Source organism: Terriglobus albidus, assembly GCF_008000815.1.
Taxonomy (GTDB): Bacteria; Acidobacteriota; Terriglobia; order Terriglobales; family Acidobacteriaceae; genus Terriglobus; species Terriglobus albidus_A.
This window is the reverse complement of sequence record NZ_CP042806.1, coordinates 1,297,287-1,312,496: the sequence shown is the minus strand read 5'-3', so window position 1 is coordinate 1,312,496 and position 15,210 is coordinate 1,297,287. Positions and strand designations below refer to the sequence as shown.

Annotated in this window: 8 protein-coding genes; 3 read left to right on the top strand and 5 right to left on the bottom strand. The window is 58.0% G+C overall.

What is annotated here, in order from left to right:
• Positions 1 to 17: 17 nt before the first annotated feature.
• Positions 18 to 1,202, top strand: a complete 1,185-nt coding sequence (locus tag FTW19_RS05260) for an ROK family transcriptional regulator (RefSeq protein ID WP_147646659.1) — start codon at positions 18 to 20, stop codon at positions 1,200 to 1,202.
• Between the two features lie 237 nt (positions 1,203 to 1,439).
• On the opposite strand, the gene FTW19_RS05255 is transcribed toward FTW19_RS05260, so the two are convergent.
• Positions 1,440 to 2,831: a Gfo/Idh/MocA family oxidoreductase gene (locus tag FTW19_RS05255; RefSeq protein WP_147646658.1), complete on the bottom strand. Its 1,392-nt coding sequence runs from the start codon at positions 2,829 to 2,831 to the stop codon at positions 1,440 to 1,442.
• Positions 2,832 to 3,151: 320 nt separating this feature from the next.
• Between FTW19_RS05255 and FTW19_RS05250 the strand changes: the two genes are divergently transcribed.
• Together FTW19_RS05250 and FTW19_RS05245 are read left to right on the top strand one after the other, a co-directional pair.
• On the top strand, positions 3,152 to 4,471 hold the full coding sequence (locus FTW19_RS05250; protein ID WP_246153580.1) for an aminotransferase class V-fold PLP-dependent enzyme: 1,320 nt from the start codon (positions 3,152 to 3,154) through the stop codon (positions 4,469 to 4,471).
• A gap of 93 nt (positions 4,472 to 4,564) precedes the next feature.
• The gene (locus FTW19_RS05245; RefSeq protein WP_147646657.1) at positions 4,565 to 6,853 is read left to right on the top strand and encodes a GH92 family glycosyl hydrolase; all 2,289 of its coding nucleotides are present in this window, start codon (positions 4,565 to 4,567) and stop codon (positions 6,851 to 6,853) included.
• 323 nt (positions 6,854 to 7,176) lie between these two features.
• Here FTW19_RS05245 and FTW19_RS05240 read toward each other — a convergent pair whose 3' ends face one another.
• From FTW19_RS05240 to FTW19_RS05225, 4 genes are all read right to left on the bottom strand, one after another.
• Complete coding sequence (locus FTW19_RS05240; protein WP_147646656.1) at positions 7,177 to 8,637, bottom strand: GH1 family beta-glucosidase; 1,461 nt, start codon at positions 8,635 to 8,637, stop codon at positions 7,177 to 7,179.
• Between the two features lie 40 nt (positions 8,638 to 8,677).
• Positions 8,678 to 9,544, bottom strand: coding sequence for a glycoside hydrolase family 16 protein (locus FTW19_RS05235; protein WP_147646655.1), 867 nt, complete (start codon positions 9,542 to 9,544; stop codon positions 8,678 to 8,680).
• An 89-nt stretch (positions 9,545 to 9,633) separates the two neighbouring features.
• Positions 9,634 to 11,466, bottom strand: a complete 1,833-nt coding sequence (locus FTW19_RS05230; protein WP_246153579.1) for an alpha-amylase family glycosyl hydrolase — start codon at positions 11,464 to 11,466, stop codon at positions 9,634 to 9,636.
• 77 nt (positions 11,467 to 11,543) lie between these two features.
• Positions 11,544 to 14,951 (bottom strand): TonB-dependent receptor, encoded by a 3,408-nt coding sequence (locus tag FTW19_RS05225; protein WP_147646654.1) that lies wholly within the window; start codon positions 14,949 to 14,951, stop codon positions 11,544 to 11,546.
• Between the last annotated feature and the right edge of the window lie 259 nt (positions 14,952 to 15,210).

Genomic DNA, 15,210 nt, shown 5'->3' with positions numbered 1-15,210 from the left:
TACCTTTTCCAGCTCGAATGAAACGACCTCCGTCTCCCGCTCCCACTCCCCGTACTGCCGCGCCGATACGAGATCACAACCGTGATCTCGTACTGGAAGTCTTGCGCTGCAACCAACCCATCTCCCGTGTCGATATCGCGCGACGGTCGGGCCTGCAGCGCTCCACCGTCTCCGCCATCGTGGACGGCCTGATCGAAGAGCGCTGGATCCGTGAAGGACAGATACTGAAGACAGCACGCGGCCGCAGGCCGACCATGCTGACCATGAATGACGATCTCGTCATTCTGGTCGCGGATGTGCGCCCGACGCAGACGATTCTCGCCGTTGTCGATCTGAATGGAAGATTTCTCGACCGCACCCTGGTACCGGTGATCGCCAATGCCAAACAAGGCGTCGATGCCATTGCCGAAGGGATGAAGCGTCTACAGACACAGTTTGCCGACAAGACCTGCGAGGGAGTCGGCATCAGCCTTCCCGGCCGTGTCGACAAACGATCGCACCGACTGGCGCTGGCGCCGAACCTTCCCTGGGTTGGCTTCGATATCCGCGGCGCCCTGCAGAAACGCCTTGGACTCCAGGTAGAGTTGGAGAACGCAGCCAATGCCTGCATGTTGTCAGAACAGTGGTTCGGACGACTCCAGGGAATCCGCAATGCCGTGCTGGTCACGATCTCGGAAGGTGTCGGCGCCGCGTTACTGGTGAACGGCAATCTCGTCGAAGGTGCAACCGGCATGGCAGGAGAACTGGGGCATATCCCCATCGCCGACTCCGGCCCGCAGTGCGCATGCGGCCAGGTGGGCTGCTGGGAGATGTTTGCCTCCTCACGGGCAGCACTACGCTACTTCCACGAAGGCACCGGTTCCAGCGAGACGCCGACGATTCAACAGCTTCTCAATATGGAAGCGAGCGGCAATGAGAAAGCCCGAATCGCACTGGAGAAGCAGGCCAGGGGAATCGGCCGAGGCCTGCGAATCGTGACGGCAACCTTCGATCCTGAGGTGATTCTGTTTGCCGGCGACATCACCCTGCGCTGGGATACGGTAGGCCCCATCGTCGCCTCAGAACTCTCTACGCGCATGTTGACCGGGGCTCCGCCAAAGCTGATCGCATTAGCGGACGGCGAAGCAGCGCGGCTTCGTGGCGCCGCAGCAGTCGTACTGCAACGCCATACGGGTTTCAAACGGTTGACGGCCCTTCGTTAGCGAAACTCCATGCACCGGGTGCCCCACATACGCGAAGCTTATGTGGGACATTCGAGCGGAGCTCGACCGTCTTAGCCTTCTGTAAAGCAATAGAAAACAGATCGCTACGAAATGACAAACAAAAGCGGATCGAGCTTCGCTCGATACACCCACATAAGCTTGCACCCAGCTAGCAAAGCTAGCTGGGACCCGCGGCGCGTATGTGGGGCACCCAGTTCTGGACTACTCTTCAACCTGCTAAACCGGCAACGTATACGGCGCACGCTGCGTACGGCTGAGATACCGGTTCGCATCGTCATCCTTCACAAAGCGCTCTTTCATCGGATCCCAATGCAAGCGACGCTTGGTCTTCATCGCAATGTGATGCAGCAGACAGGTGGAGCAAGCCCGGTGTCCAATCTCTGCCGGAGCAATAGGCTCCTTGCGCGAGCGGATACAGTCGAGCCAGTTTCCATGCTGATCTTCGCTGTAGTAGAGATGGGTCTCGTTCGGTCCGATAACACTGTCGAGGATCTTCGGATCACTTGCCACCAGCGGCTCGATCTTTGCCTTCTCGCCCGCGGCAGCCGTAGGCGATGCCTGTTCATCACGGCAAACGAAGATCCATCCCTTGGTGCCATAGAACTTGATGCCGTTCTGGAACTCTCCGCTGATCGTCATCGTCACGCCATTCGCATAGACGGCGTTGGTCTTGAAGGGTCCATGGACATCCCACAATCCGGAGGTCGGGAACTCCGCCGTCCCCCAGATCTCGACCGGACCTGTAAGCTCCGTATTCATGCCCCAGTGCGCGGTATCGACGTGGTGGGCACCCCATCCCGTAATCATGCCGGCGCCGAATTGTTCACAGCGCAACCAGCCGGGACGATCGAAACCATGGGTGGGCATAACGCGATCCAGCGTATACGGCACCTCGGGCGTAGAGCCAAGCCAGGCGTCGTAGTTGAAGCCCGCCGGCACCGGCATCGGCGCCGGGTTACCGCCCGAAGGATCGCCTGGCAGGCCGATCTCGACGTGCTTGATGTCTCCGATGCGTCCATTCCGTACCAGCTCACAGGCGCGACGGAATTGCTTCCACGACCGCTGCTGCGAACCGATCTGCAGGATGCGGCCTGACTTCTTGACCTCGTCCGCCATGCGCCTGCCCTCCTCGATGGTGAGCGAAGCCGGTTTTTGTAGATACACATCCTTGCCGGCACGAACCGCATAGACAGCAAGAATGGCGTGCTGGTGATCCGGCGTGGAGATCACAACCGCATCGATATCCTTGTTAGCCAGCAGCTCGTGATAATTGCTGTAGCCCAACGTCCCCTGATAGGGCTTGCCGGTCTTTTTGGCATAGACACCGTCAATCAATTCCCTGCCCGCCTGAACGCGGCCGGCATCCAGATCGCAGACGGCGAGGATGCGCGCCTGGTCGTACTTCCAGAGATTAGGCAGATCGTGCGTGCGGGAGATACGGCCGACGCCAATGGCTCCGATGTTGATGCGGTTCGAGGGGGCGTTCTGTCCGAAAACCGAACTTGGAACAATCGCCGGAAATCCGGCAGCGACCGCGGCAGTGGCCGAGGTCTTCAGAAACCGCCGGCGCGAGTAGGTCGTGTTCTTCGTGCTCTTCTCTGCTTCCATGACTCATCCCTCTTGTTAGTTGCGGCTGTGCCAGCGGCGCCTGATTCGTTTGCGGAAGAAACAATCGCCGATCAGCCGATCTCAAGCCGACGAATTCTGAACGACTTGAGAAGCGCGACAATCTTACACACTTCCGGTGAAATTCGGCATCTCGCATCCCATTTCCGTCACGGAACAATGGTTTGACGAAATTATGATGGCGATTTGAACTAAATCCGCTGCAAGCACTACTTCCCACCGCAAACCACTGATGCCAACAGGGTTTTCACCGTGAACGCCAAAGTCTTCACGGTGAAGCGTTGTTTACGTAACAGAACAGCATGCCCTACATTGCTGGTATGGCCCAGCACGATCGTCGCTCCTTCCTGAAGCTGACCGCCCTAGCCGGCGCATTTTCATCGAACAGCTTTTTCCAGCAGGCGCATGCGGAGGAGTGGCAGGCGGCGGCCAGCGCTGTCCATCATCACGATGCGGCGACGGTGGCGCAGAACGAGGACTTCTGGAGCGTGATCCAGCGTGGCTATTCGGTGAGCCCGCTTATCTTGAACCTTAATAATGGCGGCGTCTCCCCCGCCCCGATTGTCGTGCAGGAGGCAGTCGCCCGCTATAACCAGATGACGAACGAGGGGCCTTCGTACTTCATGTGGCAGATCCTGGATCAGGGCCGCGAGCCGCTCCGTCAAAAACTTGCGCGGCTGGCAGGCGCCTCCGCTGAAGAGATCGCTATCAACCGGAATGCGACCGAGGCGCTGAACACCATCATCTACGGCCTGCCCCTCAAGACAGGCGACGAGGTAGTCGGCTGCAAGTTCGACTACCCCAACATGATGAATGCCTACCGCCAGCGGGCAGAGCGCGACGGCATCGTTTACAAACAGGTCACCTTCAAGTTCCCGGTAGAAGACGTAGACGCCATCGTAAAGACCTACGAGCAGGCGATGACGCCGCGCACGAAGCTGGTGCACATCACCCACGTCGTCAACTGGGTAGGCCAGATCATGCCGGTGCAGCAGATCGCCGATATGGCGCATGCCCACGGGGCCGAAGTCATTGTCGACGGCGCACATTCCTTCGGGCTGCTGGACTTCAGGATTCCCGACCTGCACTGCGACTACTTCGGCACCAGCCTGCACAAGTTCCTGTCCGCCCCCATCGGGTCAGGCATGATGTGGGTGAAGCAGGAAAAGATCGCGAAGCTATGGCCGCTGACCTGCTACGGTGATCCGCACAGCCCCAACATCCGCAAGTTCGAAGCCCTTGGAACACGCAGCTTCCCCATCGAGCAGGGTATCGGCGAGGCCATCAACTTTCATGAGGCTATCGGATCCCGCCGCAAGCAGGAGCGTATCCATTACCTGAAGAGCTACTGGGCAACTCGAGTACGTGAGATTAAGGGCGTAACGCTCCATACCTCGCTCGATCCTCGCTTCTCCTGCGCCATCTGCGGAGTCAGTGTCGAGGGATATACGCCCACAGAGTTAATGAACACATTGTTCGACCGCTACAAGATCCATACGGTCGGCATCGACTATGAGGGAGTGCGCTGCATCCGCGTCACGCCTCACGTTTACACGACGCTCGCGGACCTGGACCGCTTCGTCAATGCCATCGGCGAGCTCGCCGCAGGCAAGAAAGCTTAGATTTTCCCGTCCGGGTGGGCAGGTTCGTAACCTGCCCGCCTTGTCATGCACCATCTCTCACCGCTCCACGATCCTGAAGCCATTGTGATACCTATGTCCCGACTGATCCCAATCGTTGTTGCCTCTCTGCTTAGCCTTCCCTCTCTCAGCCAGACCACACCGGAAGACCTGGTGCATCCGCTCACCGGAACGCAGAACGAGGGCCAGACTTATCCTGCCGTCGGCGTCCCTTTCGCGATGACGCACTGGACACCGCAGACACGCGCGGGAGAGATCAAATGCGTCGCGCCGTACTACTTCCCCGACACACGGATCCAGGGACTTCGCGCGACTCACTTTCTGAGTGGGAGCTGTGTCCCTGACTACGGCAGCGTAACTCTAATGCCCGGTACCGACACCCTGAAAACAGACGCCGTCGAGCGCTCTTCCAGTTTTGACCGCACCAGCGAGCACGCAACACCGTACTCCTATACGGTCGATCTTCCCGATGCCCATGCAACCGCCTACGTCACCGCCACCTCACGCGCAGGCATTCTTCGCTTTACCTTCACGGAAGATTCCGCGGACGGATGGATCGTCTTCGAGAACAACGCCCGTGCCGGAGAGGGCTGGGTGAATGTCAGCGCTGCGGTCAAAGAAGTAACCGCGGAGGTGCCGATCCGCCGCGAGTACGCCGGCTCCGGCAAACCCGCGGGATACAGCGCCTGGTATGTTGCCGAGTTCGACCATCCTGTCACCTCGGTCGGAACCTACATTGGCGCGGCGGCACATGACGGGGTCACGAAGCAGGTCGGTGACGGCAAGCCCGCGGGCGTCGTTGTTGTCCCGAAGATGATGACCTCCACCGGTGGAGCGTCGGCGGCTGCCGCCACGAATCCGGTCTCGGCTCCCCGGCCCGGCTTCGGTGCATATCTCCATTTCGGCGCTGTTCACAAGGGAGAGACCATCACGGTGCGCGTGGGCAGCTCATTCGTCTCCGAAGCGGAGGCGCGGCGCAACCTTCACGCAGAGATTGCTGACTGGGATGCGAAGCGTATCGAGGCCTCCGCTCACAAAGCATGGCACGATGCACTGGGCCGCATCCAGATCGCCGGCAACGATCCGGCTAAGACCGTCTTCTATACCTCGCTGTATCACGCCATGCTGCAGCCCCGCACCTACAGCGACGTGAGCGGCACCTATCCACGCTTCCACGATCACGGCACACCGGAACACGTGGCTGCTGGACAGACGCAATTCGATGACTTCTCGGTATGGGATATCTTCCGCGCCCAGGCGCCATTGATGATGATCCTCGATCCGAAGCTTGAAGCTTCAATGCTGCAGTCGATCATCACCAAGGGAGAGCAGGGCGGCTATCTTCCCATCTTCCCGGCATGGAACAGCTACACCTCCGAGATGGTCGGCGATCATTCGGTCTCCATGATCATCGATGCATGGGAGAAGGGCATTCGCGGCTTTGACACCGAGAGCGCCTACACACTGATGCGCAAAAATGCGCTGACCATTCCGCAGAATCGCGCCGAATATCTCGACGGTAAGGGCCGTCGCGGCCTGGACTCGTATCTGAAGTACGGCTACATCCCACTGGAAGACCACATCGACGACGCCTTCCATCGGAACGAGCAGGTCTCGCGCACGCTGGAGTACGCCTACGACGACGCCATGCTGGCCCGCTTTGCCAAGGCTCTGGGACACACCGAAGATGCCGCCCTCTTCGCAAAGCACGGAGAGAACTGGCGGAACGTAATCGACCCGAAGACAGGTTTCGCGCGTGGACGTAACAGCGATGGCTCATGGGCCGCCCCCTTCGATCCAACAGCGCACGCCTCGTGGATCACGGAAGGCCTGCCATGGCAGTACACCTTCTTCGTTCCGCAGAATGTTCCCGGACTGATGGAGTATCTCGGCGGCCGGGAAAAGTTCGTCGCGAAACTCGACGAGCTCTTCGCGAAGAGCTACTACGAGCACGGCAATGAGCCCAGCCATCACATCGCCTATCTATACGCAGTGGCAGGCGCTCCGGAGAAGACACAACAACACGTGCGCTCCATTCTGGACAGCCAATACAAAGATGGTCCCGACGGTCTTGCAGGCAACGACGATGCCGGGCAGATGAGCGCATGGTATGTGCTCAGCGCACTCGGCCTCTACCAGGTATGCCCCGGCGTACCGGTCTACACCTTGGGTGTTCCACGCTTTGACGACGCGACTATCTCCTTACCCAATGGGCAGAAGCTGCACGTCATCGCGAAAGGCGCCGAAGCCGGAAAGTTCACCGTCCGCGAGGTTACCTGGAATGGGAAGAAGATCACTGACTCTCAACTCACACACGACGCGCTGAAGCAGGGCGGAACATTACGCTTCGAGCTTGCGCAGTAAGCGCGGCTCGTCGTTGTAGTATTTCCGGTGGGAGCCGAGGGCTGAAGCCGGCTGAAGCCCTCGGTCAAGCAGTCATCAAGAGTTGGGCTTTAGCCCTGGGCATTTGTGATAGGAGCCCAGGGCTAAAGCCCGATCTCTTTTGCGAGATGTACCAGCGGGCTGAAGCCCGCTGCTCCCACCCATCTACCGTTTTTTGTTTTGTCATTTCGTAGCGAGGCGGAGAAATCTGCTTCCCACCCGCCGTCTTCAGTGACGAGGAAACAAAACGGGTCCTTCGCTCACGCTCAGGATGACAGATCAAAAAGAATAGTCACCCGTCGACCCTATCCAAGCCCATTCCGCCGAATCACATCCGCATAAAACTGCGAACTCAGCTTCGGAATCCTCTTCTGCGTAGCAAAGTCCACGTACACAATGCCGAAGCGCTTGCTGTATCCATCAGCCCACTCAAAGTTATCCAGCAGACTCCAGAGAAAATAACCCTTCACCGGAACACCCTGGCTGATAGCGCGCTGCAGATGAGTCAGATAGTTGCGTAGATACATCACGCGGTCAGTATCGTAAACGTGACCATCCGCAGCGACCACATCATCCGAAGACGCACCGTTCTCCGTGATGTACATCTCCTTCACTTTCCAGAGATCGTGAATCAGCTTCGGCGCCCAGTACAGACTCTCTGGCCCTACGGTCAGCCATGGGCTCGCCATCTTAGGAAACGAGGTTGGCGGCGTGATCATCACATATCCCCGCTCACCGGCATCGGCTCGGACATACGTGGGCGCGTAGACGTTGATCCCGACAAAGTCCAACGGACTCGCAATCGTACGCAGTTCCTCCGGCGTAAACTTCGGGGCATCAGCGCCGAGCTGCTTCAAGTACAAGTCTGTGTAGCGGCCTTCCATGATCACTGAGAGATACATCGCATTCTCCTCGCGGAAGGCCTTATGCGCCGCCGCGATATGCTCTGGGGTCTCGATCGCGGGATTCGTAACGGTAGGATTTTCCGCCAGACCCACACGTGTACCGCTCGCGGCCTTCGCGCGGATGGCCTGTACGGCCAGCCCATGTCCCAGCACCGCATGGTGCGCGATCTGCGCGACCTTTGCGCGGTCCAGGCGCAATCCCGGAGCGTGAATCCCCTCGCGATAACCGAGCTCCACAAAGCTACGGATCTCGTTGGTCGTCATGAAATGCTTTACGCGGTCAGACAGCTTGGAAGCGACATACCCAGCGTAATCTGCAAATGCCTGCGCCGTATCACGGTTCTCCCATCCCCCCTTATCCTGCAACGCCTGCGGCAGATCCCAGTGATACAACGTGCAATAGGGCTGAATCCCAGCCTCCAGCATGGCATCGACCATCTTCTTATAGAAATCAACGCCCTGCTGGTTTATCGAACCCGTGCCATTGGGGAAGATGCGTGACCACGACACCGAAAACCTGCAGACGGTAAGCCCGAGATCCTTCATCAGGCGGATGTCATCGCGATAACGATGGTAGTAGTCGTCGGCCACGTCGCCGGTATCGCCGTTATGCGTCTTTCCCTGCGTATGCGAGAAAGTGTCCCAGATCGAGTGTCCCCTCCCGTCTTCCTTAGCTGCCCCTTCTACCTGGTAAGAGGCGGTTGCAGAGCCCCAGAGGAATCCCTTTGGAAAGGCCAGTGGCCGAGTGGCAGCAGCGTCACCAGGAGCTGCTGCAAGTGCATCGAACCCACGGAACGGAAGCGCCGCAGCGGCGGCGCCGAAGAGTTGCGCAAATCTGCGTCTGGAAAAAGAAAGCAACATCTCAGCAAACTCCTTTAGTGGCTACGAACAACAGTATGACTTACCGCCGTTGATAGACGCGAACGTAGTCCACAAGCATCTGTTGCGGAAACTGTGTCGTCTCATCCGGATTCTTCGGCCAGTCTCCACCGACCGCGAGATTCAACAACAAATAGAAGGGATGATCGAAGACCCAACGTTTATTGCCCGGGATGCTGTCCGTCGTCTGGGTCTCGTAGAGATGGTTGTCGACAAAGAAGCGGATCTCGTGTTCATTCCATTCGACCGCATACACATGGAAGTCGTCGCTGAACGCCCGGGGTCCCCGGCCGGCTTTGCTGGCTGGGGTGGTGGACGCTCCGTGCGGCAGCGTATAAGCCCCGGTCAGCGGGCTATCGCCGGAGTAGCGCGGACCGTGCAACGTGCCATGCACCTTGGCGGGTTCGAAGCCGACATTCTCCATGACATCGATCTCGCCGCACGCCGGCCAACCCACGGCGTCAATATCAGAACCCAGAAGCCAGAACGCCGGCCACATCCCCTGTCCCTTCGAAATACGGATACGAGCTTCAAAGCGGCCGTACTTCTGTGCAAACTTCCCTTTCGTCTGCAGACGAGCCGAGGTGTACTCACGCGCAATGCCGTCCGTTCCGGTGAATGCCTCCTTGAGGGCTGTGATCACCAAGTGGCCATGCTCCTGGCGAACATTCTCACTGCGATCGGTGTACTGCTCCAGTTCATGGTTGCCAAAGCCGCGGCCACCGGTAACGATTGACCACTTTGCCGGATCCGGCGCCGCACGGTCAGCACCATTGAACTCGTCGCTCCAGGTGAGCTTCCAGTGGGCGTGAACAGAGGCGGGCACTGCCTGCCGGACAGAGCACAGCAACAGCAGGCCGGCAACAAAGGCTGATCCGATACCAGACATTCGTACCTGACTATAGCTGGTTTCAAAAAGATGGGGAACGCGGTAGCGTTCCCAAAGGGGATGGATACAAGGGAGGGATACAACAGTGATTAGTGGATACTGAAGACCGTAACCGACTCTCCTAGGAGCTTGAGCTCAAGGTACTCGGCAGACGAATCAATTGTGCCGCTCCCAAGCAACATCTCGATCGTCTTACCACCGGCAAGGCTGGTGTCAGACGTGGCGAGCTGTATCGAACGGCTCTCCTGTGACCGGTTGATCGCGACGATGACTCTGCGCTTCCCATTCGCTGCAAGATTGAGAGCGTCGCCACGGACGTAGACCATCGTGTCTTTGTCGGCGAGCAGGACCTGCTCTTCCCCGCGTTGCAGCTCGTCGCATCTGCTGCGAAGTATTGCCAACTCACGAACCCAGTCATACATCTCTGCCTGCTGCGTACTCCGGCCGCCAGAGGTAAAGGCATTCTGGGGATCGCCGGCCCAGCCACCGGGAAAATCTCTGCGGTTATCAGGATCTTCGCCGCCGGTCATCGCAATCTCATCGCCGGAGTAGATCTGCGGCATGCCACGCATGGTCAACAACACAGCAAAGGCAAGCTTGAGCCGCGGCAGCGTGGCGCCCTTCTCCCAGAGGAACCGGGTCGTATCGTGATTGCCAAGGAAGGGAGTCAGACGCTCAGGATGTGGATAGAGAGCATCCATACGCAGCGTCTCCGCCAGCTTCGTCATGGGTTCACCCTTCACAAAGACATCCCGCAGCGCGAAGTAGCTGGGAAAGTCGAAGGGCGTATCAAGGCCGGTGTCGAGGCTGTTCCGCGTCACTCCTCCGGCAAACGACGAGACGATCGTTGCATCGGGATTGAAGACCTCACCCACGGTCGTCAGCTTCGGATACAAGCCGTGCAGCTGTGCGTGAAAGCCCTGCCAGAAACTGCGGCCGACATACGGGAAGGTATCGATGCGAAGACCATCCGCTCCGGTCATTTCCGTCCACCAGACAGCATTCTGCGTCAGGTACTGCGCGACCGCAGAATTCTCCTGGTTCATGTCAGGAAGAATATCTGCAAACCATCCCTCGGTGACATTCTTCTGGTCGCGCCAGGAGGCATGCGGATCAGTCAGCGGCTTGAAGTCTCCCTGCGCCACACTGTGCTTTGCACGGTTGCCATGGAACCAGTCCGGCTCGGGTTCATCCTCAACCCATGGATGCTTCGGCCCCACATGATTGGGTACCGTATCGAGCACCAGCTTCATACCACGCTGATGCAGCGCCGCGCTGAGCTCCTTGAGATCGTCCATCGAGCCATAGTGCTCATCGACCGCATACATATCGGTCCCGCCGTAGCCGTGATAGCTGTCGGCCTCGTGGTTCTGATAGACGGGGGTTAGCCACAGCGTCGTGATGCCGAGCTCCTGCAGGTAGTCAAGATGCTGCATCACGCCGCGCAGATCGCCGCCATGCCATCCGCGGATCTTCTCGCGATTTCCCACCGTGTCGTTCGACACATCCCCATCGGCGAAGCGGTCAGTCATGATCAGGTACATCACGTCTTTCGACGAGAATCCGGCGAAGCCGTCCGTCGTACTGCGCCGCGTAAGAAACTTGTATGTAGCACTTCCCTTTCCAGCCGTATTGCGAGCCGAAATAGTGACCTCTTCTGCTTTCTGTGGTGAAGCATTCAGCCACAACTCCGCCCAGTGACCATTGGGCGAACTCTTAACTTGCGCAATGCGTAGGTGTGCATCGCTCAGCGTGAATGTCGCGTGGCTGAGATTCTCCCCCTTCACCAGCAGCATGGCTTTGGGCATATTCACCCACCAGTTTGGTGGATCGATCTTTTCGATCTTAGGTGCGTCCTGCGCCCATGTCGCAGCCGCACACCACACGATGCCCGCAACCCATGCATGTATCTTCCAGTTCACTTCCGCCTCCAACATCTCGTATGAGAAACGAATGGCACCGCCCTCTCGCGGTGCCATTCCAGTTGCATCAGGGTTGATTAGAAGTTGATGTGTCCCGCGAGCTCGATCTGGCGCTCGGAGTACTGACGAATACTGTTGATGGTTCCGAAGTCCGCCTGCGCAGCATTTGTCTGCGGATTGCTGAACTGTGGATGGTTGAAGACGTTGTAAGCCTGTGCGCGAAACTCCGCCTTTACACGCTCGGTAATAGAGAAGTTCTTGAAGACCGAAAAGTCCACCTTGTTGTAGCCAGGGCCGGTGAACTTATTACGGCTCAGAGTGCCGATACGGGTGTACATGCTGAAGGAATTGATCGGAGGAGCCTTCACAACGGCATTGAAGAACGTCTGGTTACCGTTGTTGGTGGCGCTGGTAATCCGCGAACGGCCCACCTTCTGGAATGAAATCAGGTCAGGACGGATATCAATTGTTCCGCCATTTAAGTTGAGGTCGATCGGAGTGCCGCTGGCAAAGGACATGATGGTGTTCGTCTGCCATCCGCCAATCACCTCATCGAGGGCACGGTTCATATTGTGGCCGAAGGTGCGGCCACGCCCAAACGGAAGCTGATACAAGGCGCTTGCAGTGAAGACATGGCGCTGGTCCTGGTCGCTGCTGCCGTAGTTAGCCCGCAGGTTCGGACCACCCGACGTTATGAAGACACGAGATCCAGCACCCGAGGTACCGGTGTTGAAGGCGCCGTTCGAGTTATCCATCGTATGCGACCAGGTATAAGCGACCGTCGCCAGCAGCCCGGCCGACATCTGCCGATTCACGAAGATCTGCATACCGTGGTAGTTCCCTGAACCTCCCGCCAGACCGTAGGTAATGGTGCCGCGGTTCGGATATAGCCCACTTCCAGTACCGCCAATCACAGGTGCGTTCAGGTTGAACCACGTCATCAGATGATCGCTCTTGGTTCCGACATATGCCAGGTTGATGCTGGTGGCATGGTCGAGCTGCTGCTGGATCTGCAGGTTCCAGCTCTGCGCCATGCTGTTCTGGCTGTTCTTGGGCTGTGCAATCAGACCGACGTTGGTTGGGTTATTCAGATTCACCGACCCCGGACCGAACTGCGGCAGAGGCAGAACGCTGGTCGCGTGCGTGCTGTTGTTATCCCGCAATGCTCCCTGTCCCATCAGCGTGATGCGATATCCATCCGTGGCACGATATTCGCTGAAGCCGTTGTAACCGGGATTGTTGCTCAGCTGGTTGCCGACTCCGCCACGATCGACGAAGTAGAAGATACCGTAACCGCCACGCAGCGAAGCGCGGCCATTGCCGAAGAGATCATAGGCAAAGCCGAAGCGCGGAGCAAAGTTGTTCTTGTCCGTATCGATCAGGCTGCGCGAATTGCCGTTGGTTCCGGCCACACGCAGAATTCCTGCCGCAACGTCGTAGTTGGACTGGTTGTTGTCCTGCTCGTACGGATAGGTATACAGATCGTAGCGAAGACCAAGATTCAGCGTGAGGCGGCGAGTTACCTTCCAGTCGTCCTGGGCAAAGTAGCCAGTCTCCCAACTGAAGTTCTTGAAGTAGGTGCTGGCAGAACCGATGCGGTAGTCGGTAAAGCCGGCGACCAGTTCGCTGGTCTCATAACCGGTGAAACGACCCGTTCCCGGATAGTTCACACCACCGATGATGAAGTAACCCTTGGCGTTGTTGCCCTGGAAGAAGTCCACCCGACGGCGAATGACGTTCGCACCAAACTTGAAGGCGTGGTTGCCGTGGGTCCAGCTCAGCGAATCGGCGTACTGGTAGGTCTTCTCAGGGACGTTATACGGTCCACCGTCACCGGTGTACTCAATCTGCGTATTGCTGCCGCCGATCAGAGCTCCGCCACCCAGTAGAGCGTTGCGGTTCGCATTCACAATACCGAGGTTCTGCGATACCGGCGTTCCGAACATCGGAGGAATGTAACCGAACTGCGGACGAACATAACCGAAGCGGAACTCATTTACCAGGTTCGCCGTGAAGATGCGCGTATAACCCGCAGCGACGCCGCGCGGATGGCTGACGTTTGCGCCTGATGCAAAACCGGCGGGCAGATTCGTGAACTCGCTGTTTACGTCGAAGTTGTCCTGCCCATAGCTATAGCGGGCAAAGACCGAGTCCTTCTGCGAGATGCGGAAGTCGATGCGGCCATCAAAGTCGTTGAAATTACGAATCTGGTTGCGCACGACATAGTAGTTGTTGATCAGGCCACCACGCGAGGGTAGCGGATACGCATTGAAATAGTTGATGGCAGCCTTCGTCTGACGCGACGTCGGAATGACATTATTCGTGAACGGGAGGCAGGTAGTGGGGTCATAGATCGCGCCGATAACCTTTACCGCGGTACAACCGGTCAACGTTGCATCCGGAACCGTCGTGACATCCTGCCCCAGTAGTTCGCCGAAATCGCCGGTGCGTATACGCGCCGTCGGCACCGTGTGATAGCCGGTGTCCTGCGGCTGTCTCAAACGCAGTGCCTGATAATCGCCGAACAGGAAGATCTTGTCCTTCCAGATCGGCCCACCCGCAGCAAAGCCGAGCTGCTTCCGCTGGAAGGAAGGCTTCACCGCGGTCGGATTGAAGTAATTCGGGTTGGCGTCGAAGGCAGCGCTGCGGTAGTAGCCGAAGAGCGATCCATGAATCGCATTGGTGCCCGACTTCACCGAAGTGTTGATGATCGCGCCACCGGCACGGCCGAACTCCGCGGGAGCCACCGAAGTATCAACGCGGAACTCCTGAATCGCCTCAGGCGGAGTGAAGAATACTATGCCATTAACAAGTGACTCATTGTTGTCTGTACCGTCGAGCAGGAAGTTGTTCGCCTGCTGGCGCATGCCGTTGGCGGAGATCGCAGCGCCGCCGCTGTCACTGTAACGGAAGGTCTCAGAGTTGCCATTACGTCCGGAGGCATCACTCGAGAATGCACCGCGTGTCACACCCGGGACCAGAGTGGCCAGCTGGGTAAAGTTGCGTCCGTTGATGGGAAGCTCTGTCACCTGGCGGCCTTCGACTACGGCTCCAGTGGAGGAAGTAGAAAGATTCACGACAGGAGCAGCCGAGGTGACATCGATCGTGGTGCTCTGCGCTCCGGGAGGGAGATGGAAGTCGGCGGCCACAACCTGAGAGACCTGCAGTACGAGGGTCTGTGTGTTCTTGGCGAAACCGGCCATGGTGGCATCGACTCGATAGTTGCCACGAACCACAGCCGAGAAGTTATAGAAGCCCTCTCCATTCGTGGTCGCCGTCTGGGTGGCGCCGGTGTCGGTGTTGACCAGGGTTACGGTCGCACCAGGAATCACAGCTCCGGTTGCGTCGGTTACCGTTCCGGTCACACGTCCTGTGTCGGACTGTGCCAGAAGCAAACCGGGGAACAGCATTGCCAGGCAGAGAGCCATAGCAAACCAAACTCCGGCAAACCCTCTTCTTGTCTCAGGGCTGTTTGTAGTCTTCATAAAACGTGCCTCCAAAAGGCCGCCTGTTCCTCTACGGATCGGAGTCCGCAAAAATAGGGGGAATTCAGGCTGCGATGCGAACCATGTCGCCTTTGCCCTACTCATCGCAATCCACGCCCCGCCTTTTTTCGTTCAATTCTTCTTCACCAGATAACTCTTTATTTCTGAGCTGTTTATATGGATGCAATCAACGACTGTCGGGGTTCGAACCGCACCGGTTTCACATCGGTGATACAGTCATTGGCGCGAGGTTAAGTAC

Excerpts from the sequence above, each read along its gene's own strand:
- FTW19_RS05250 (WP_246153580.1), top strand. The coding sequence starts at position 3,152 with ATGCCCTACATTGCTGGTATGGCCCAGCACGATCGTCGCTCCTTCCTG.
- FTW19_RS05260 (WP_147646659.1), top strand. The coding sequence starts at position 18 with ATGAAACGACCTCCGTCTCCCGCTCCCACTCCCCGTACTGCCGCGCCG.
- FTW19_RS05255 (WP_147646658.1), bottom strand. The coding sequence starts at position 2,831 with ATGGAAGCAGAGAAGAGCACGAAGAACACGACCTACTCGCGCCGGCGG.
- FTW19_RS05245 (WP_147646657.1), top strand. The coding sequence starts at position 4,565 with ATGTCCCGACTGATCCCAATCGTTGTTGCCTCTCTGCTTAGCCTTCCC.
- FTW19_RS05240 (WP_147646656.1), bottom strand. The coding sequence starts at position 8,637 with ATGTTGCTTTCTTTTTCCAGACGCAGATTTGCGCAACTCTTCGGCGCC.
- FTW19_RS05235 (WP_147646655.1), bottom strand. The coding sequence starts at position 9,544 with ATGTCTGGTATCGGATCAGCCTTTGTTGCCGGCCTGCTGTTGCTGTGC.
- FTW19_RS05225 (WP_147646654.1), bottom strand. The coding sequence starts at position 14,951 with ATGAAGACTACAAACAGCCCTGAGACAAGAAGAGGGTTTGCCGGAGTT.